General features: G+C 58.0%; 15 protein-coding genes and 1 pseudogene. 4 read left to right on the top strand and 12 right to left on the bottom strand.

From position 1 onward, the window contains the following. Positions 1-525 precede the first annotated feature (525 nt). The 7 genes from A3AI_RS44645 to A3AI_RS0140195 all read right to left on the bottom strand — a co-directional run bounded on the left by A3AI_RS44645 (position 526) and on the right by A3AI_RS0140195 (position 9,979). Positions 526-1,143 carry a sarcosine oxidase subunit gamma gene (locus A3AI_RS44645; RefSeq protein WP_198030348.1) on the bottom strand — a complete coding sequence of 206 codons (618 nt, stop codon included), beginning with the start codon at positions 1,141-1,143 and terminating at the stop codon, positions 526-528. Continuing rightward, positions 1,124-4,048, bottom strand: coding sequence for a sarcosine oxidase subunit alpha family protein (locus tag A3AI_RS0140215; RefSeq protein ID WP_036051506.1), 2,925 nt, complete (start codon positions 4,046-4,048; stop codon positions 1,124-1,126). The genes A3AI_RS44645 and A3AI_RS0140215 overlap by 20 nt, the downstream gene beginning before the upstream one ends. 8 nt (positions 4,049-4,056) lie before the next feature. Then, the gene (locus tag A3AI_RS46980) at positions 4,057-4,320 is read right to left on the bottom strand and encodes a sarcosine oxidase subunit delta (protein WP_084801212.1); all 264 of its coding nucleotides are present in this window, start codon (positions 4,318-4,320) and stop codon (positions 4,057-4,059) included. A gap of 7 nt (positions 4,321-4,327) precedes the next feature. After that, positions 4,328-5,605, bottom strand: coding sequence for a sarcosine oxidase subunit beta family protein (locus A3AI_RS0140210; protein ID WP_036051504.1), 1,278 nt, complete (start codon positions 5,603-5,605; stop codon positions 4,328-4,330). Further along, complete coding sequence (locus tag A3AI_RS0140205) at positions 5,589-6,770, bottom strand: NAD(P)/FAD-dependent oxidoreductase (protein WP_024520892.1); 1,182 nt, start codon at positions 6,768-6,770, stop codon at positions 5,589-5,591. Before A3AI_RS0140205 ends, A3AI_RS0140210 begins: the two co-directional genes overlap by 17 nt. A gap of 10 nt (positions 6,771-6,780) precedes the next feature. Then, the gene (locus A3AI_RS0140200; RefSeq protein ID WP_024520891.1) at positions 6,781-8,421 is read right to left on the bottom strand and encodes an FAD-dependent oxidoreductase; all 1,641 of its coding nucleotides are present in this window, start codon (positions 8,419-8,421) and stop codon (positions 6,781-6,783) included. Between the two features lie 826 nt (positions 8,422-9,247). Then, entirely contained in the window at positions 9,248-9,979 is a 732-nt protein-coding gene (locus tag A3AI_RS0140195; RefSeq protein WP_156928160.1) for a hypothetical protein, read from the bottom strand. Positions 9,980-10,742: 763 nt separating this feature from the next. On the opposite strand from A3AI_RS0140195, the gene A3AI_RS0140190 reads away from it, so the two are divergent. Continuing rightward, complete coding sequence (locus A3AI_RS0140190) at positions 10,743-11,294, top strand: peroxiredoxin (RefSeq protein ID WP_024520889.1); 552 nt, start codon at positions 10,743-10,745, stop codon at positions 11,292-11,294. A 399-nt stretch (positions 11,295-11,693) separates the two neighbouring features. Here the strand turns inward: A3AI_RS0140190 and A3AI_RS0140180 are convergent, their stop codons facing one another. The 4 genes from A3AI_RS0140180 to nifV form a co-directional block, all read right to left on the bottom strand. Beyond that, positions 11,694-11,990: a ferredoxin family protein gene (locus A3AI_RS0140180; RefSeq protein WP_024520888.1), complete on the bottom strand. Its 297-nt coding sequence runs from the start codon at positions 11,988-11,990 to the stop codon at positions 11,694-11,696. A 36-nt stretch (positions 11,991-12,026) separates the two neighbouring features. Further along, entirely contained in the window at positions 12,027-13,334 is a 1,308-nt protein-coding gene (locus A3AI_RS0140175) for an FAD-dependent oxidoreductase (protein WP_024520887.1), read from the bottom strand. Between the two features lie 1,138 nt (positions 13,335-14,472). After that, the gene (gene nifW, locus A3AI_RS0140165; protein ID WP_024520885.1) at positions 14,473-14,814 is read right to left on the bottom strand and encodes a nitrogenase stabilizing/protective protein NifW; all 342 of its coding nucleotides are present in this window, start codon (positions 14,812-14,814) and stop codon (positions 14,473-14,475) included. A gap of 564 nt (positions 14,815-15,378) precedes the next feature. After that, positions 15,379-16,569 (bottom strand): homocitrate synthase, encoded by a 1,191-nt coding sequence (gene nifV / locus A3AI_RS0140160; RefSeq protein WP_024520884.1) that lies wholly within the window; start codon positions 16,567-16,569, stop codon positions 15,379-15,381. Positions 16,570-18,640: 2,071 nt separating this feature from the next. Here nifV and A3AI_RS0140155 point away from each other — a divergent pair. The 3 genes from A3AI_RS0140155 (at position 18,641) to A3AI_RS0140145 (ending at position 20,654) form a co-directional block, all read left to right on the top strand. Then, positions 18,641-19,366: a LuxR family transcriptional regulator gene (locus A3AI_RS0140155; RefSeq protein WP_024520883.1), complete on the top strand. Its 726-nt coding sequence runs from the start codon at positions 18,641-18,643 to the stop codon at positions 19,364-19,366. Positions 19,367-19,460: 94 nt separating this feature from the next. Next, entirely contained in the window at positions 19,461-20,093 is a 633-nt protein-coding gene (locus tag A3AI_RS0140150) for an acyl-homoserine-lactone synthase (protein WP_024520882.1), read from the top strand. 66 nt (positions 20,094-20,159) lie between these two features. Further along, positions 20,160-20,654, top strand: a complete 495-nt coding sequence (locus tag A3AI_RS0140145) for a LysR family transcriptional regulator (protein ID WP_024520881.1) — start codon at positions 20,160-20,162, stop codon at positions 20,652-20,654. Positions 20,655-20,674: 20 nt separating this feature from the next. Here A3AI_RS0140145 and A3AI_RS44640 read toward each other — a convergent pair. Further along, positions 20,675-20,928 (bottom strand): annotated as a pseudogene (locus A3AI_RS44640) (IS256 family transposase); the annotation flags it as partial.

The raw sequence follows: 20,928 nt of genomic DNA, 5'->3' as shown, positions 1-20,928 counted from the left end.
TCGCGACCCTACCTACTCTGGTGAGGCGATATCGTCTTACCTGTTGATCGGTCGGACTGAACACGTTTACGTTCAGCAGTGACGAAGCATTCTTGAGAAGTGATCGGTTGATCCCCGGGTTGCAACGGACGGTATCACCGACGGATGTGCTGAAAGGCGAGACTGGACGCCATCATGAGGATATTTCAATCAATGAAGCTTAGCATCCATTCTCTCGAGCGCGAACTCTGGATTGCCGATCTGCGTCGAACCGAATCAGGAAGAGCATCGATAAATGTGCAGCGAACCCTTCAGCTTAGTGAACAGACGTAAAGCCCAAAATGCATTGGAACAGATAGACCAATGGCGCAAGGCGACACCCTCACCAAGCACGCCGCCAAGAAGGTAAGCTGACGAGCGGAGCGGCACGATAGGAACAGATTGTTGCGTAGTAATCGGCTCGGGGCGCTTGCGTGCTAAGACGTTCGCGGTTTGGACTTTGGAGGCCTAGGTATAGCGGAAAGGCTGGAGCCGGAACTGGCCCGCTCATTTGCCAAGCGCTGCACTATCGCGCACGGAGCCGAAGGCACGAGACGCTTCCTGCAATTCATCAAGTAGCCACTGCGCGTACGTCGACGCGACAATCAGGTCAAAGCACCACCGCGTCGCGTCAACCTGCAGCAGAACACATGACACTTGGGCGACAAGCGTGACTGCACTACGTCCCGCGCCAAAGATTCGAGGATCCAGGTCGAGACGACAACATCGGGCAAGAACCTCGCGCGTACGGCCAGACACCTGCAGGACGCATTTGCCATGGGTTTGGTCGACCACCGCAGCGATGCCGGCCAGCGCGGACTTCAACTCCAAGCAGAGAGTGTTGCCGGTATCCACGGGCGCTTCGAGCAACCAGCCTTCCGGCTGGATCCAGATCAGCGTATTAACGTTGTCGCTTGCGAAGTGGTTCGGCTGCGGCAGATTTAGCTGAAATCTTTCCCAGACTGCGGCGGCAAGAGCCGGCTGCTGGGCTCGGCGCGCCGTCAGGTGAATCAGTGTTGCCGGCCGTTGTGCGATCGAGATGACATCTGGACCGGCCGGACCACTATGACTTGGTCTCGTCAATTCGCCAAAACGGGAAGGGCAATCAGCTGCGACCACGGACATTCTCTGGATCGACGTGATTTGGACTGGAGACGACAACCTCGATCGTCTCGTCGTGAAGGTGAGAAACCGCGTAAACTGTGTTACCATTCATCGCGACACCGTTCTCAAGCATAGCCAAGCCTATCCAATGCCCGAGCACAATCGACTGGGTGACGCTCGTGATCCAACCCAGGCTCGTGCCCGATCCCAGCTTCGACATGAGATGAGCTCCGCAGCGCAGCGGCATGCCTGATTCGATCGGGCGGATACCGACCAGCCGCGGCCTGCTAGGATCAGCTAGGGCCGGACGGGCGCTCAGCACTCGTCCGATGAAATCTCCCGTACTCTTCATCATCCGATCCATACCGAGATCGGCGGCAGTCGTCTGTCCATTCAGCTCCGATCCGGCGACGTGACCTTTTTCGATCCGCATCAGGTCCATCGCCTCCAGCCCGTAAGGCACAATGCCGAACTCTTGACCCGCAGTCAGGATCGTTTGCCAGACGGTCAAGGCATGCCTCGATGGTACCGCAATCTCATAGGCTAGTTCACCGGAGAAGCTGATCCGAAAAACTCGGACTGGTATAGCGGCCACTCTACCCTCGCCCACCGACATGAAGCCAAAGGCAGCATTGGAGAGGTCAAGCCCCTCGACCGCATTGGCCAGTGTCATGCCGCTGCGAGGACCTGCTACCGCGATTTGCGCCCATTGATCGGTGACCGAGCAGAGGGACACGTCGAGCTCCGGCCAGACGGTCTGAGCGTAGAACTCCATATGTTCCAAGACCGCCTCTGCGTTGGCAGTTGTTGTGGTGACCAGAAAATGATCTCGGTCGAGCCGTGATATCGTGCCATCATCGAACGCGATACCGTCTTCGCGCAGCATCAGGCCATAGCGGCATTTTCCGACCGCGACTGGCGATAATGAATTGATGTAGAGCCTGTCCAGGAAGGTTGCAGCATCCGGGCCCTGCAGATCTATCTTACCGAGTGTCGATACATCGCAAATGCCGACACTTTGCCGAACTCCGCGCGCCTCCCGCAGGACTGCTGCCCAGCCGGTCTCCGCCGCAGCGGAGTAATAGAACGGCCGCAACCACGGTCCGGTTGGCTTCATCACCGCTCCATTGTGTAGGTGCCAAGCATGCAGCGCCGTACGCCGGACCGGCTGGAAACGTTTGCCTGTTGCCCCTCCGGCTAGCGCGCCAATGGCGGCTGGCTTGGTGTACGGCCGGAAAGTCGGCAGACCGACTTTCTCTAAAGTCTCGCCGCGGGCTTCAGCCAGGATCGCGGCGCCTAGGAGCCCCCCCAGCTTGCCCTGATCCGTGGCCATGCTGTGCGTCGTGTAGCGCTTGGCGTGCTCGATATGACTAAATCCTTCACGGTGGGCTTGCCGGATGTCGTTCGCAGTAACATCATGCTGGAGGTCAACGAAGGCCTTACCCGAAGTTTTGACTTCCCAGAGAGGCTCGATCGATGCGCAGGAGCCATCGAGTGCAGGCAGCGGAAAATCAAGACAACCGCCGCCAAAGCCCGAGATCTTGGCCGCCACCAGCCCCGCAGCTAACCCGTCGCGCGCTGCCTCGCCGATCCCTGAAATACCATGCGCGGCCCCAACTGAACGCTCGGCCTGCGCCGGCGCGCCGGGGATGAACGTCGCCAGCGCCGCATCCCAGGTCAGCTTGGCGCCGGACTGGCTGGCGAGATCCACGTTTGGATTCCAGCCTCCCGAAACGCAGAGAAGGTCCGCCCTAACAGTATTGCGACCGCCGCTCTGCGCCTCGAGGGTGACGGCGTCCGTGCCAAAACCGTTCACCTCGACCCCCAATCGGACATCGACGTCGTGCGCCCGCAGTTTCGCGGCTAGCCTGCTTTCGCGCCGAACATCGGCCAGCACGACGCCATCGAGGCCCGCCGCGGCAAGCGCAAAGGCCGTCGCATAGGCGCTGTCGTTGTTTGTGAAGACGACGGCCCGCTTTCCGGGCGCGATGCCGAAGCGGTGAACATAGGTTAACGCCGCACCTGCCATCATTACACCGGGTCGATCATTGCCGCGAAAAGCGATCAACCGCTCACTCGCGCCGGTGGCCAGCACCACATGTCTGGCACGAAACGTGCGGTAGCGTTGCCGGACCGCATGCGGGCGCGGCTCGGGGACATGATCGCTGACCTGCTCAACGCCGCCGAGTAAATTATGGTCATAATAGCCGAATACGTTGGTGCGCAGCAGAATCTGCACGTCGGGTATCCGTTCAAGTGCCGTGATCATCTCCTTTCGCCAAATCTCCTGAGCTGGATCGAGCAGCAGCCCGCCGCCGGGCAGAAAATCGCGCTCACAGAGGATCACACGGGCGCCAGCCTCACCCGCCACGCGGGCCGCTGCGAGCCCAGCCGGTCCAGAGCCGACAATAAGTACGTCGCAATGCGCATGTACCGCCTCGTAGTGATCGGGATCCGGCAGGCAGGTGGCGCGGCCGAGACCGGCCGCGTGCCGGATTAGTGGCTCGTAGAACCTTTCCCAGAAGGAAGCCGGCCACATGAACGTCTTGTAGTAGAAGCCGCAGGAGATCATGTTGCCGAACAATCCGCTTACCGCCATCAGGTCGAACTTCAGCGACGGCCAACGGTTCTGGCTTCGGGCTTGTAAACCCTCATAGAGCTCGACTTCCGTCATTTTGGTGTTGGGCTCAGTGCGGCTCCCCACACGCAATTCCACTAATGCGCTCGGCTCATCCGGCCCCGCCGTCATGATGCCGCGCGGCCGGTGGTATTTGAAACTGCGGCCGACTACGCGGATGCCGCTGGCGAGCAAGGCCGACGCCAAAGTGTCGCCTGGATGACCGAAAAGGCGCCGACCGTCGAAATGGAAGGTCAGGCGCTTGCAGCGGTCGATATGGCCGCCCTGAAGCCGACGATGCGCGCTCATGCGGATCGCTACCGTGTGTCCTGGGTTGGCCCTTTGACCGTCCGAATTTCATGCGTGACGGTGTTCCGTTCTATCTTCACCCACCGCCGGCAGCCGGCGTAGTGGTGCCACCACTCCACATGCCAGCCACGTGGATTGTCCCGAGCGTAGACGAAATCGTAAAAAGCCTTCTGACCCGCATGGGGGGCCGGGCGTTCCACGTTCGCATCGCCGCGATAATGGAATTCGTCCTGGGCGCGCGCGCCGCAATATGGACAATGGATCAGGAGCATCGTGGTCCTACTGCGCCCAGGGTTTCGGACCAACCCCGGCCTCGTCGATCATGCGGCCTTCGAAGAAGCGATCAATAGTCAGATCTGCGTTCAACGGATGAGGCTCGTTCTTGGCGATCGTATAAGCGAAGCACCAGCCGGCGCCCGGCGTGGCTTTAAAGCCGCCGTAGCACCAGCCACCGTTAAGATAGAGGCCTTCGATCGAAGTCCGGCAGATGAAAGGCGAGCCGTCCATGGTCATATCCATCATGCCTGCCCATTGCCGTAACACGCGCAGGCGCGATAGCGCCGGAACCATCGAAACTCCGGCGCTCATCAAATGCTCGACGAGCGGCAGATTGCCATGCTGTGAGTAGGAGTTGTAGCCGTCTAGAGCACCGCCAAAGACTAAGCCCCCTTTATCGGATTGGCTAATGTAGAAATGACCCGCGCCAAAATTTATGACGCAACCGATCAACGGCTTAATAGCCTCCGAGACGAAGGCCTGGAGCAGATGGGTCTCGATCGGCAGGCGCAACCCAGCCATAGCGGCCAGTTGCGAGGTGTTCCCTGCTACGGCGATGCCGACTTTTCCCGCGCCTATGAAACCACGCGTGGTCTCGAGGCCGACGACGCGGCCACTTTCACAGCGGATGCCCGTGACCTCGCAATGCTCGAGAATATCTACTCCGCGCCGATTGGCCGCACGGGCAAAGCCCCAAACAACGGCATCATGCCGCGCCGTCCCGCCGCGCGGCTGGAGCAAGCCACCCAAGATAGGAAACATCGGGTTATCCATAGCGATGAACGGCAGCATGGCGCGTACCGCCTCGCGGTCTAGTAGGACGGCGTCGACACCTTGGATCAACATTGAATTTCCACGGCGCACCGCCGCATCCCGTTCCGACGCTGAATGGAAGAGGCTTAACTGGCCGCGCTGGCTCATCATTACGTTGTAGTTTAGTTCCCGCTCCAAGCCCTCCCACAGCCGCAGGGAGTACTCGTAGAAGCGGATGTTGCTCGGCAGCAGGTAGTTTGAGCGCACGATGGTGGTGTTGCGCCCGCTGTTGCCGAGGCCGATGGGCCCCTTCTCCACCACGGCGACATTGGTAATGCCGTGCACGCTGGCAAGATAGTGCGCCGTGGCTAGGCCATGCCCGCCGCCTCCGACAATGACGACATCGTAACGGGCTTTTGGCTCGGGCTTGCGCCAAGCTTGTTTCCAACCCCTATTGCCGTCAATGCTCTCCTTGAGAAGGCGCCAGACGGAATACCTGTCAAAGATCGGCTCATGCCGCGCTGGCATGGTTACCCTCCGATTCTGGAGGGATCCAGCCCAGCTCCTCGCGCCAGCTGGGCGAAAGGTTACCAAACCGGGAAAGGCGGAAGTCAGAAAGATCAGCGAAGCTACACTTTCCTTGCATCACAAGTTCGCAGATCGCACGCCCGCTCGCTGGCGAAAGGCCAAAGCCAACGCTAGACATCGTTGCAAATACCGCATTAATCGCCGTAGGAAGGCGATCGATCACCGGCCGGCCATCCGGCGTATTCTCGACGATACCGGCCCAGCTCCGGATAATCCGGATGTGGCGAGCCTTGGGGAAAATCTCTGACAGCCTCTTGGCGATGTTGAGGGCGAGAGGGCTGGACGGGCGCTGACCCTCGGAGCTATTGCTGACTCGCAACCATTCATGCGGCCCCCCGCCATAGGCCAAATTGCCCCGCAACGTCTGCCGCCCATAGAGACTGTTACCGTCCACGCCGCCGATCGGCATTAGCGGCAGTGGCTCAGTGACGATCATATCGGCCCGCGCGGGCGCCACCGGAACCTCGGTACCAAGAAGCCGCGATAGCAGCCCCGTCTGCGGTCCAGCCGCTACTACCAGCTGATCGCAGGAGAAATCGCCAGCCGTGGTCCTGACAGCAGTCACCGAGTCGGCACGCCGCTCAAAGCCCATCACTCTGGTGTGTTGGAGAATCCGGCCACCGAGATCTTGAACCGCCCACGCGTAAGCTTGGACGGTGCGCTGCGGATTGGCGTGGCCACCGCGCTCGAAATAAACCCCGCCAACCACATGCTCGGCGGCGAGCGGCACAAGGTCTCTGATCTGCTTCGCATCCAGCCATTCGGCCGGGAAGCCTTGGCGTAGCATGCGGTCGAAACCGGGTTTGGCTTCCTGCATCTGCTGCTCGCTTATCGCGAGGCGGACGCGTTTCGGGCGATACTCCGTGGGATAGCCGAGCAATTCTTCCATTTGTGGCCAGAGCTGCTGCTCTTCGGCGAAGAGTGGGCTATGCTGGTGCGTTGCGCCACCGCCATTGCGTCCCGAAGCCCCCCAACCAACGATACCCTTCTCGATAACCATGACGTCGATCCCGGAGCGTGCGAGCCACCAGGCGGTGCTGAGGCCGGTGACTCCGCCCCCGACAACGATGACGCTCGCTCCGTTGGTGGATTGGCGCACGTTCATGCACTTTCCTTCATCTGAACCTCTTCGGCAGTGGTTCCTCGAATTGGCTCTCGATTCCAAACCAAACGTCCCAATTCTCGGCAAGAACAGCGGCTTCTTCAGTGGCCGCGAAAGCTGAGAGGGGCAGGGGGCGGACTGGCGCACGGTAAGTGGGCAGCGGAATCTCGGTAAGCGGGGTTCGAGTCACCGCGGCAAGGATTGCTCCGATTTGCTCACGGCAGCGCCGCCCCTGGCAAACCCCCATCCCCGCCCGAGTCAGGCGCTTGATCTGGTCCTGATTGATCGGCCCGTCGGCCGCGAGCGTCGCTAGGCTGCGCGCGCACGTCGCAGGCTGGTTCCGCTCAAGATACCGTGGTGGCCTCACACCGATCAAATCAGTGGCGCTGACCTCCTCACACTGGCAGACATGGGTGCCCTGGTCTGCAACTGCGAGCTGCGCATTTGCCCAAGCGATGCGGTCCGCAAGCGCTATCTCAGAGGTAGTGCTGGGAGTAGCCGTGGGTACCGACCAATTCCGACCGGCATTGATCGACAGGGCCGCAGCCGCTGCAGACGCAGCCCTGCATCCCTCGTCTGCCGCAACCTGCGGATCGCGACTTTTGTCGGGCGTTATTCCTGTGCAGTCGCCTGCGGCAAACAGCATTGGTACACTAGTGCGTCCCTCCGCATCAGTCGCCGGCACGTGCCCGCCTCTCTCGGGGCAGAAGACGATTTTCGCGCCAGCAACGTCGAGCAATTCGATAGCCGACGTGACGCCGGAGGCTAGAACCACAGTGTCGCAGGCAACACTCCGCTTCTCAGAAGAGTTTCCCAGTGCAACAATCGTAGCGCTTTGCAAGCCCTCGGTGCCACCATTGGCAGAGGCTATCATGGATTTTGTGAAGATCGGCACGCCGGCTGCGGCGAGCCTTTGGGAGCCGTTTTGATCAACGGTCGTATCTCCCGCTTCGACCAGCGCCACGATAAGGCGGCTGCTCTTTTGTGCCTGCATTGCGAAGGCCGTCGCCTCCGCGCCGGAGCCGACGACGAGCAAGTCCCGGGCCTCAAGAGCATCATACCGACGAAGTAGCGTATCTGCAGCCGTTACACCCATCACACCGGGTAGGTTCCAGCCGGGAAAAGCGAGGCCGACGTCGCGGCGTCCCGTGGCCAGGATAGCGGCGTCGTATTGCAGGAACCAGACTTCTTCACCGTTTGTCAGACCGGCGATGCGAGTTCGGACCCAACGAAGACCAGCCTCGTGTGTGAATAGACCCCACGCAGCGATCCCGAGCCGGATATCGATGCCGGCCTCGAAAGCTTGCGCGAACTGAGAATCGGCCTCGACAATGCGTTCGAGCATGCGGCCTCTGTTACGAACGGCGCCACTCATCCGCTGGCCAAAATGGAAAGGCACGTCCGTAGCCATCGTCGCGTAGTCGACCGGATGCTCATCTACGAGCACGACCCGCAGACCCCGCCGCACTGCCTCTAGCGCCGCGGCGAGCCCTGCAGGTCCGGCACCAACCACCAGAAGCTGAGCGTGTTCTCGTATCTCCAACGACTTGCCATATGTCGATCGGGTGTCTGCTAGCGTGACCAACTGCAAACTCCATGTTTTTTGAACGGAGCACGCGCCGTGCTCTTTACGGTAGTAGCCTTGATCCTTCATCCGATCGCGTCCTCTTCCCCGAGCGAACGGACCCTCCTTGTCCGTCGGAATAGCCGCCGCACATGGCGATCTTGCCCACAATCCGACGAAGCACACATTCTCGCGTTAGCGCCCCGTGAGGGACTTTCTGCTCAACCATGCTGATAGGATGGGCCAAGTGCAGCACCATGCCGCCGTCCCCATTGGCAAAGGTGAGTGTGAGTTGACTCATGAGCTTGTTTTCTCAAAGAGGAAGGGCACGGCAATAAGAGCAGCGCTTGTCATGCACGGCACGCGCACGCTCCTCAATTCTTCGCTGCACGATCCTCGATAGCAACTGCCGTGCCGCCGATATCGACGCGCATTAACTGCCTGACTGCGCTTCGAAAAGCCACGTACTGATCGGTGTCATGAACCTGACAGTAGTCTCAGCTCTGTCAGAGACCGCACGGGCGCGTCGTGGCAGCAGAAGGCTCGGGCTATCGCATTGAGCCGCCAGCTTTAGCGGTTCCGTCGCCCGTCAGAACGTATCCGAAGAGAGCACACCCCAAATCGACGCTGTCAAGTAGCCCGACCAGCATTGTATATTCACGCACAAAGACGATTGGCATCCTTCCTGGCGAATGCCAGCGGCCGCCAGCAGAACCCGGATGCAACGTGCTATGCCCCGCTCGAGACCGGCAGCATCGCGCTCAGCTTCCCACTTCTTTCTCGGTCCGCAAGCCGCGACTCAACTCGCGGTGAGCACGGGCATACGGCAACATCAGTCGACCTGCGCTAAATGTTCCGGCCAATATTTCGTGCGAGTGGGCACAGATGCCAAGAACTCGTCACGTATTGCCATAAACTACGTGACTGAAAACAGCTTGGTCCGATGGTCACAATCAACACTGCTCCTCAATTCCTCGCCGGTCAACCAAACGAGCAAATATTCATTCAGTACATTCTGTCTTACTAACTTTAGGCCGCCAAGTTCGTCATGAACATATCCGTATTGCGCGACGACGCCCTTATCCAGCAGCTCACGCGCCACAAGCGCACATACGAAATCAGGAGACCACATCGCAAAAGCGACACCGAATGCTAACCCTGCCATGACCGTGGGCATGCCCTGCCCTCTATAGTCTTTACGCACCCATAAATCCCCGTGATAGGCCACTTTACCGATCATCTTTTTCGCGCTTGGAGATGTGCACGTACAACTATCGTGAGGATATGCATCGAGGTCAAGATAGGCGCCAAACTCCTTCTCAAGCTCTTCTGCAAAATTGCAGTGCGAGAGCTTATACAATCGAACAGCTTGCAAAGCGGCGACATTGTTATTCTTGTCGGCGCCCATCATCCAAAATCCATCACCCAATCTGATTGGCGAGTGATCTGGCTGAAAATTTAGAGTCGTTGGCTCCTTTGTTGGAGTAGCTCGCGCGAGCGAAATATACTTATGGAAATCAAATCCAATCGTAAGCTTGATGCCCTTTTGAGCAGCAGCGTCCTCATACAGTCGCAAGAATCGGGACACCTGTAATGGATTCACCGGCCTTTTCATTACCGTAGCTTGACTTGTTGTGATGAGCTGCACAGTAGCCACCTAGACATACACGGCAAAAATTGATCGAGGTACTACCTGCTCTGGTGAGGCACTATTGTATTCACACCCATCTTAGGCCGCGGGCTCAGCACCGGCGTTCCCAGGCGGCAGAACGGGCATGAGCGCTAGCGGATAAATAAGGGCTGTCCCTGCGCCAGATATGTCCCAGTGACAACGAGGTGGCAGCCACGCTCAGCATCACCCTCTACCCTGTTATGCGGGCCGTTTCCGCTAGAGACCGGCGATGTCGCGAGCCGAAGACCGACAACGTTGTTCAATGAGGCGGGCTGGACCGCGCGCGTCTTTCCGGCCAAGCAGGAAGCCCGCGACGTAAAGAACTCACGGCAATGAGTAGCGCTCTGTGAGGGGAGTCCGAAGAAAGGACGTTTGCGTACCGCCATTCCGGACACCTGCTTTTCTGAATGGCGAACATTGACCGAGGATGTCAGCCACATAGCTGCTGCGAGAGGTGGCAATTCATGAATGCCTGGTTCTCTCGCTCATGAAGCAGCCCGTCCTTATCCGCCCTGAATGGCGAGGCGTAATGTACCCATCATCACGCTGATCAACCAGCACTGATGACGTTCAATTATTGAACGAAGCACCTAGGTGATTTGATCGAACTTACATTGTTCAAGTGCGCTCCTGCTGTGTTTTCATTTCAATCGAAGCCATTGAGAACTAGTGGCGCGTCTCTTGCTTCCTCTTGATGAAAGTCATCTATTTTGTTGCGAAACAACCTGGTGAGGACACGATGCTCGGGATTGGAGGTAAGCTGCCATCCTTCGAAATCACAGGCGTGAAACCCGGGTTTCATGTCCAGGAGGAGCGGGGTCAAAGCGCATTCGAGACGCTGACTGAAAACAGCTTCCCCGGGAAATGGAAAGTAATCTTTTTCTATCCGAAAGACTTTACCTTCGTCTGTCCAACCGAGATCGCCGAATTCGCTCGGTTGTCCAAGGATTTCGCCGAGCGTGACGCGGTGGTGCTAGGTGGCTCGACCGACAACGAATTCTGCAAGCTCGCCTGGCGGCGCGAACACAAGGACCTGCACCATCTGCCAATCTGGCAATTTGCAGACACCAACGGTGGGCTGGTCGATGGACTCGGCATACGCGCGCCTGAAGGTGTGGCCTACCGTTACACCTTCATCGTCGATCCTGACAGTACGATCCAGCATATCTATGCGACGAATCTGAATGTCGGGCGCAGCCCAAGGGACACGCTTCGCGTACTGGACGCTTTACAGACGTACGAGCTATGCCCCTGCAACCGAGAAATCGGCGGTGAAACGCTATGTACTTGAGGAATCACTTGGGTGAGTGCCCAAAACACAGGATACCCGGATTTCGGACAGTGACCGCGCAAGAGGCAAGGCAGTCTGGATCGTGGCTCAAGTGACGCCGGCTTGATGGCGCGGCCGATTTCAAACTGTCGTCGCCTGGCCTCCGCCAATGCTTGCATTGACGCACATGACACGCGGCTTGTCCCCATCGGGATTGAGGACAACGTCATTCATCTGCTGACGCAGGCATTCCCCTGTATTCAAGGCCGAAGCGAGGTGAGCGAGCCGGCAATCTGAGTTGACGGTTCCCTTAGCTAAGAAATCGCCGCCTGCTGGAAACGCGTGAGACCCGCTAGGTCCGGTGTAGCCGGTGCCAAGATCGTCTTGATCACTATCATTACTCCAGTCACTTAACCTCCCTCACCCAAACTTGAATAAAACCCCATATCCACCCCGCGGATAGCTCCATTCAATGTCCCCGGAAGGCTCACCAATAATGCGACAGGTGCCGCACTCCATACAGCCATCGACCGTTACTTCGACCTGTCCCTTATCGTTGAGCTCATAGCAGCGTGCTGGACAGGCTTTCAGAAGCGCAAGCAACTGCGGCGATGGCTTCATGTGTGCGCGCACCTTGATGTGAGGATGACCGACGTCCACGAGATAGCGGTTGTAGAACAGCTTCTCTTCCACGCGCACCGAGGACTCAGCATTCATATTACAGCCTCCCTTGGTTGGCTTCGATCTGGTCCGTCAGCGCCAGGCACGCGCGATCCGGAATGCATCACCGAGCAGACCGGTCCATGACCGCGCATTGACAAAGGACCTCATCGTAAGTTTCTCTTTCTCTGCCTTAGGCGTACCATCGACGCGGACATAGTTTTGCATCGCTTTGGAGACGAGCTGCGGGTAGGTGAGAAAGAAGTTTTGCGAATTAGTATGCATTAGTCTTGGCATATCTTTGTATTTTTTCAGATCCTTGATCACGAACGAGCGATCGAGCGTTTTCTTGTAGAGCGCGAGATATTTGGCCGTCATGGGAACGCCGCGCGATTTCAACTGGCATATTGCTTCGGCCGCGATCCGGCCCGAGGTCATAGCAAGATTGGACCCCTCGCGATGAATCGCGTTGTTGAGCTGCGCGGCGTCTCCCACGACTACCCAACCATCACCATAGAGCCTGGGGATTTCCTTGTAGCCCCCCTCGGGAATGAGATGCGCGGAGTATTCCTTGACCTCCGAGCCGTCTATCAGAGGGGCTAGGGAGGGATGCCGCTTAAAGCGATCAAGTAGTCGATAGGGCGCCTCGGCCGTGCGTTGGAAGTCGGCGACGAGACAACCAATGCCGAGCGAGATGCACTCTTTGTTGGCATAGACGAAACCCATTCCGGTCATACCGCGTGAAATGGTACCCGCAGCTTCGATGACGACACCTTCGTCGCCCCGGAGATTGAAGCGGGCCTCAATGGTCTCGCGAGGCAAAAAGTGCATTTCCTTCACCGCGAGGGCCACTTTATTTGGCTTGGGACGCTCGCGCAGCTTCGCACGAGTGCCAAGCAGTCCGTTGACGCCCTCGGCCAGCACCACGACGTCAGCGCCGATCTCGCCATCGCGACGATCCGTCCGTACACCGATGATCTTGCCAAAGCCATTTTCCACCAACTCGGTGACGGTGGTCTCGCAGAGTACGGTCGCGCCAGCCTCGCGCACCTTTGAAGAGAGCCATTTGTCGAATTGTGCGCGGATGACCGTATAGCGGTTCGGCAGTTCCTCATTAAAGTCTTCGGAACGGTAGTGCAGGCCAACGTGGGAGCGATCATCCATTATCCAAAACCGCTGTTCGACCAGATGACGTTCGAGCGGTGCGTGATCACGGAAATCTGGTACCAATTTTTGCAGCATGTCCGCGTAGAGAATTGCGCCTTGCACATTCTTCGAGCCTGAATATTCGCCGCGCTCGAGTTGCAGCACTTTCATGCCGTGCTTGGCCATGGTCAGCGCCGCGGCATTTCCGGCCATGCCCGCGCCGACAACGATGGCGTCGAACCGTTCCTCAATCATAACAACCTCCTTAACTTGAGATTCGGTCGAGTGATCCTGCGGACAGGCGCCACAAAGTGCGGGCTTCGACGCCGCCAGCCGCTGACGAGCGCGTGCTCAGGCAATTAGGCTCGGCTTCGGCGTGCCTGCCCCCTCCCGAAATAGTCACATCTCAATAGCGCTCATCGGTTCCGAACTCGCCCAGCGTCCGCGTACCGAGACCAGACAAGTAGTCTTTGGCATGGGCCGCCGCTTGAAGATGGGTTCGATCAGTACCTCGCGAGGCGCTCTGGCTTTGAACGGCACCACGGAGGATGGCGAAGACACTGGGACGCGCTTGATAGCGGTTGGCAAGCTGCGCGAGTTGAAGAGGGAGGTACTCACTCTGGCTCTTGGCGCGCGCCGCTTGACAGATGTCTCGCGCGCCGGCCGCAGGAAGTTGGTCATCCAACCGCGGGGGCGTGGACTGATGGCTTTCAGCAAGGCCGAGAAGCTCAAATCGCCTTCTCTAGTGCAGTTAAGCGGGGCCGCCAGGGTAATGCTCCGTCTCGGCCGAGGTGAACACGGTGATCTCACCGGCGGCCGCGCATCAAATTGAGCACCACCGCGGGAGTGAACAGAGCGTATGCGTCGAGGATGTTCGAGCCTGATGGTGACCGGAGAGGAGGCTGGGATCGACGCGTTTTCCGAAAATCCGCTTGATTGCGACGAGACTCTGCATGCGTTCTCTGAAGGTAACTTGGGCGGCCGAATTACCGATTGGGACCGATTTCCCGACCGCCGACAACAATGGCGTCGAATGCACTTCTGCTGGCAACACGCAAGCCTGGGCCACAAAATGATGCTCGTTTGAGCAGTTGAGAATAATGGCAGAACCATCTGTTTTGATCCAAATCGCATCTCAGACCAGGACGATGTCCCATCGGCGTCAATCACGGACTTAGAGCCAAGAACAGCAAGTGTCGTACCAGTTGAGGAGGACCGAAAATTGGGCACAGAAGCAACAACTTGAGAGACCACCTGCCTCGAAATCGCCCCAACGTTCAAACCCGACATCGTTGGGAATGCGACAGCGGGAGACGTGTTCGAAGGCAAGAGGATCTGAATGGAAGGGTGGCTGGCGCAATCAACGGTAAGCTCGCCTGAGGTTCGCGCTGGATTACTTTAAGGTGCTCAGGCGCACGAAAGTCGCGGGTGTCTTTGGCCTCGCGGCCGCTTCCTTCAGTACTTTGAAGACACGCTGATCGATCGGTGAGGACGTCACGAAATCAGCATAGGCCCGCTCCAACGCCGCTTTGCATCGCCTCATGACTTCGGTCTCTGAGGCGCTCTCGAATTGTTGATCGGCGAGATATTCACCCATGCGCCTTAGAATATGCAGGCGTGCAACATAGATGATCTTGGGGTCGTACTCGATTTCGAGGAGCGTAAAAAACTCCTCCGCCGAGGAAGCCCTGTTAAGACGATCAAGGATGGTGGCTACCGGTTTGTTGTTATTCATAGCAACGTCTCCCTTGGGCCAAGCGGCCAACCTCTCGCCAGTGCAGCTCGTGCGGCGCCGCTCTATGGCCTCTCGATAGCCCGCCAGTACACGGCAACGCATGCGTCCCTTCGGACTGCGCTCGAAACCGTAACCTTTGAGGCAGCTCCGAGCACGAGCTCGTCTTACAGTGACAAACCTGCATATCGGGTGATCTGGTAAGGCGCGTAGCGTCATCAGACCATGAGAAGTGAGATCCTTTCACTCCATTGGCTTCAGCGACGGAAAGATTAGCCACCTCTTCAAGTTACGACAGCCGCTGAAGTCGAGACGAAAAACGTTGAGGAGCTGGCGGATCACAATTTTCAGCTAGGCTGGAGGCCTCCAGCCGGCGGTCCGAAGACGAACTGAGACGCTGGGCCGGACACTTCTACTGGCTTCAGCATTGGCCAGCTTCCTGGCCGCCGAGGGGCCCCCAGTGGATCGCAGGGGATGTCCTCATGGATAACCGCAAGGGCCGAAAACTTTTGGAGCACAGCTGCGGCAGCGACGTGATCGGAAATGACGATGCTGGACATGGCTGCCTCACGGGTGTGGTTTAGTTGACTGTTCGCTGACGTCGCGCCAGATCGCCGCTAAAGTGTCGGGCGCTACCATACCCTTGTGAGCGAGAGCATGTTGACGAACTCGAACAAGGATCCGTCTAGCCTCTTCGAGATTGACCGCAAGATGCAACTCCTCAAGTAGAGATGTGATCGCCGCCAGCCCGGAATGCTTGCCGATCACAAAGCGATGGGAACGGCCCAGCAAATGCGGGTCGAGCGACTGGTAAGTACGATGATCTTTCAAGAGGCCGTCGACATGAATTCCGGACTCATGAGTGAACACATGTTCGCCGACGATCGCCTTGTTGAGAGGAATCGCACGCACCGCTGCGGCGGCGACGACCGCGGCAACGTTCTCTAGCTCGGATAGCACGATTCCCGTATCGCTGCCGTAAAGTTGTTTGAGCGCGACAGCTACCTCCTCCAACGGCGCATTGCCTGCCCGCTCGCCGAGGCCGATAACGGTGACCGAAGCGTGGCTCGTGCCGCCCTTGATAGCTGCTAGCGTGTTGGCGGTGGCGAGCCCGAGATCGTCGTGGCCGTGGAATTCGAGTTCAAGATCAGTGCTGGCGCGCAAATGTGCGCTCAGCGTGTAGGCGGTGTCAGGATCGAGCACGCTGAGCGTATCGGCAATGCGAAACCGCCGCGCGCCGGCTGCCTTTGCGGTTGCGATCAGTGCGACGAGAAAATCGGTATCAGCCCGGGAGGCGTCCTCGCCGCCCACGGAGACGTCGAGCTCGCGCTCGCGCGCATAACCTACTACGCGCTTTACCCGTTCCAATGCCAGTTCGCGGCGACTACCAAGCTTGGCCGCAATTTGTATGTCGGAGGCCGGGATCGATACATTGACCATGGACACCTTGGCCTCGATTGCCGCGTCGACATCGGCTTCACGCATCCGGCACCAGGCGATCGGTGTCAGCGGAAGGCCGGCCTCGACAATGGCGCGAATGGTCGCGATCTCTTCGTTACCCATCGCCGGCGTTCCGGCCTCGATCTCCGTGACCCCAGCCCGCGCTAACGCCTGTGCGATGGCCACCTTTTCCCCTCTAGTAAACGCAACTCCAGGCGCTTGCTCGCCATCGCGCAGCGTCGTGTCATTGAGCACGATCCGTCTGGCCCATGTGATCCCGGACCACGACGGATTGACAGCAGTGGTGGCGGCGGTCACGCGCAGCTCCTCATTTATGGTTGGCAAAATAGCGCGAGCAACTGCCATGCCACTCCGGGAGCTCGACGACAGACTTGAACAAGCGTCAGTTCTCGCCGATTTTAGTTGTTGCAAACGCAACACTGTCATAATGCCGACATGTCGACTTCGCGGTTTGGACGCGTGCTCGAGGCTTGAAGTCAGCAATCAAAATTCGACATTGAGTAAGGCCGTCGCTTGATTCCTGCAGCAATCATCATCCACATGAAGCAACCTTACCGCTTGGCCGTACTTGGCGCGAGGGATTAAGAGTTGACAAAGCGGCCGGCTGAGATCGTCAGACCCGTCAACGCGGGCGTCAAAAACTACTACCATCTGCTACCACCTGAGAGCAGCGAAAAGCCAATAATCGCTCTATATTACTGGATAATCGGGGCTTTTGAGGCCGCTGGCGCTCTCCCGAGTGAAGTGAGGACGCCAGCGGTAAGCCAGGCTTATGCAGTGGAGCCCTACGTCAGGATCCATTCCTCACACGCTTATCGAGCCCAACGAAATGATCGCCCCAGTGTTCGTCGTTTATGAATGCATTTTTGGGATTGTTGTATCGGGAAGCTAACGGCGCGCCTGCTCGTCGACTTTTGCATAACCCTTTCGTCAACGAGGCGAGGCTATTTTTGTTGGCTATTGAGATCTGCTGCCTCGGCCCAGTGACGAATTTAAGGAACCGCGTCGCGGCTTCCATTCGCTTCGTACGCCTCAATACGGAGAAAGTACTCCATCGCGTGTAGGCACTGACCAAAAGAGAAATCCATCGAAACGCCCGACTCCTTCGCGACCTTAAACTCGGGTTCGCGTATGTGTAGATCTAGTGGACCTCATCGTTTGAATGAGTGTCACTCCCTCCGTTGTCGCATAGTGCCATTTGGTAACGTAAGGCTTGATCCGATCCAGCGCCTTGAAGGCACCTTGAAGGCACGCTCCACGTCCAACGGCTACAACCCGCTTGGCTCAACACCGTCCGCAAGTAAAGCGAGCTCCAAGGTTTCGTTGCCGCGGCTACGAAGAGCGCGGCTGGCCCGGGAGGTTCTTGACGTCCTAAAATTGGTAAAAGTCATTCGGTGGATGCTTCGTTCGGCTCGGATCATAGGCGATACCAGCAGTGAAAAAGTACAAGGGCACGCCACAGCTGGAGCTGTCTGAACAAATTGAGCGGGATCAACGATCTTAGGATCGATCGGCTCCCAAAGCCTTAGCTTTTCGCCCGGATGTACACTGTGCACCATCCGATTCGAATACGTCCCTTGCTGATGACTTGCGCCCTCGCCTTCGAGCACCTCACTCCTGGGACGCATTTGCTGTGCTGGCCTGGCTGGCTTCTCCCCCTATCAACGGACCGTTGTAGCGAATCTTAAAAGAGCGATACGGTAAGTGTTCGCAGCGCGCGGCACGCTTGCAATCTTACCGCCGTCGGTGAAAGCCGAACAGGCAACTCCAGAGTCGTTGGTACGCTACGTACGAAGATTTTTGGCAACTTACGCGATCGAGAGTGAGAGCTGGCTTGAATTGTAAGCTGTTTTTTGGGTAGACGAACGTCGGCGCGCGAGCTCCACCGCCGAGCGGATCGGCGGTCGCTGCGACGGATGCGTTCTCCGCAGCCGCCCTTTAGGGCGTTTCCTCCCTGACTTGGCCGCCGACTGAGAGCGCCGGCGTCCCTTTTCCTCGCTGAACGTGAACGGCTATTTCCATCCCCTGTTCGCGATCAAATAGTGCGTCTACGCGGTCATTTGATACTGGAAGTCGGAACGTATTTTTCAGCGTTCGCAGGAGAACGATCTTGGAAGACTGGATCGCGCATAAACGCAATCAAAGTTTGCGCCGACCGGCCAGGACCAAACGAGCTGGGCACCGAAGCGTGGCAACGAGCGCCCGGGAGCATTGGACGGTCGCTCGCCAGTTAAGACAAACGATTTCATTCCGGCTGCTCCCGACGTCGTCTGGATTTTTAAGGGCTTGCGCCGACCGGCTTGATCACCTCGCGCACACACGGCACATTGGCGAAGGCTCGTTCGTTATGGCTCACCGTTGATTATCGATGAATTTTCACGCTCTTCAGGATTTTATCGACCAGCTGACCGAAAGCACGAACGAGGATGCTCTTCAGAAGAGTATGGCGAATATCGCCGACGCGATGAACTTGGCTTGCTTTGCGTATCTTTGTTTGCCCCAACAACCCGGCGAATCCCCAAAGTTAATCTCGACATATCCGCCATCCTGGATCGCATATTATTTGCAAAACCAGTATGAACACGTCGATCCCGTGATTAGCCAGGCTATCCGCCATAATCAACCGTTTCGTTGGGGCCTTGGTCTCGGTCCGCGACTGCGATCGGAGCCACAGCGCGAACTGTTTGAAGAGGCCGCCAGGTTCGGCATCAGGTACGGATTTACGATTCCGATCCACGATAGTAGAGGTGCGATCTCGGCGGTAACTTTCGCTACTGATAAGCGGCGCGTCGATTTTGAGCGCTCAATCCAGGAGCACGCCAACGTTCTACGGGTACTCGCGATTTTGTTTCATGCGCGCGCGAGACTCACATTGAGCTCCGATCGCCTTATCGATGGTGTGCTGTTGTCTCCTCGACAGCTCGAATGCCTCGAATGGTCTTCGCGCGGCAAGTCTGCCTGGGAGATCGGAACTATTCTTGGCATTTCTCAGCGCACCGCTGCCTTTCATTTGGATAATGCCCGAGCAAAGCTCGGCGTCCGGACACTTCGGCAAGCCGTCGTCCGGCTGGTCGAGTCAAAAGCTCGAAGATAATCGACGGGCGTCCATAAACACCTGTGTATCCGCACAGGGGTACCTTCACGTCCGATTCTGCTTTGATGGCCGATACAAAGCAGGAGAGACAGCAATGATGCTGCTCATCACCCCGGAAGTTTACGGCGAATTCGTCGAGAACCTCGCCGAAATGCATCGGCTGCGCTTTCGTGTCTTCAAGCAGCGACTGGAATGGGATGTTCAGGTCAGCGGTGACATGGAGGTCGACGAGTTCGACGTGCTTCGGCCGGTACATTTGTTGTACCGCTCGCTGGACGGATTGATTCAGGGTTGTGTACGGCTCCTGCCGTCGACCGGTCCCACGATGCTTCGAGACACCTTCCCTATTCTACTGGACGGGCAGTCCGCGCCCCGAAGCGAGCAAGTGTGGGAAAGTAGTCGTTTCGCTCTCGATCTCGCTCCGGATGCGCCAAAGGCCTGTGGCGGGGTTGCCGCAGCGACATACGAGCTCTTTGCGGGAATGATCGAATTCGGCCTTTCCAGTCGGCTGACCGAAATCGTGACTGTCACCGACGCACGCATGGAACGCATTCTTCGGCGCGCCGGCTGGCCCCTCCGTGCGATCGGAAAAGCTCGACCGCTCGGGAACACTATGGCCGTGGCGGGCTATCTGGAGGTATCGACCAACGCGTTGCAGCGCATCCGCGATGCCGGCCGGATATCGGGTCCGGCGCTGTGGGCTCCAGTTGCGCGATTCGCTGCGTAGGTCGTTGGAGGGATGTTTAGTACACACACGGCTCATGTGAGGCGACGAGCCCGTCCAAGTCTCGAGATGAGTGACTTCAAAGACCAGCGCGTTTCTCTGCTAGTTGGTAAAGGCCTCGAGCTCAGGCATCTCAGATCGGCGGTCGCTGCCGCCGACTGCGGAAGTTTTCGTCAGGCCGCGGAGCTGCTGAGATCGCAGCAATCGACGATCAGCCGATCGATCGACCAGATCGAGCATTGTTTAGGAATTAAACTTTTCGAGCGTTCAACCGGCGGGGTGGCTCCGACTCCGGCGGGCCAAAGGGCTCTCCGGCAAGCCAGGATCATTCTTGAAGAATTCGATGCGCTTATAGCGCTTGCGAAGTCTGAGAAGATCAATGAGCGCGATCGGCTGGCGGTCGGCTTCTGCACATCCCTTTCCGCTGGAAATCTGCAAGCCTCGTTACTGGACTTCAAGCAGCGATGTCCCAGCATTGAACTTAAGACGTTCGAACGTTCACGAGTACGACTGGCAACAGCGCTACGCAATGGAGTACTCGACATCTTCATGAGCTATGGCTGATTCTGGGTGACGCGGCCTGATCAGGCGGCGTGGCTTTCAGTGGTCGGAATGACCTCGATGCCGTCAGTAAACTTTACACCGGCGATGACCTTCGGCAACTGATTTGTTCCTTTCAGTCGGCGCCATGTCTTCGATGCGGCGTCGATCAACTTGAACACCATCAGCTTCGCGGTTTTCGGCGAGAGCGATCCTTTCGTTCGCACCGTCCGGTGCCGCACCGTGGAGAACACGCTCTCGATCGGATTCGAGGTGCGCAGATGAGCCCAATGCTCGG

Source organism: Bradyrhizobium sp. Tv2a-2, from assembly GCF_000472425.1.
Lineage (GTDB): Bacteria > Pseudomonadota > Alphaproteobacteria > Rhizobiales > Xanthobacteraceae > Bradyrhizobium.
This window is presented reverse-complemented; position numbering and strand designations above follow the sequence as displayed.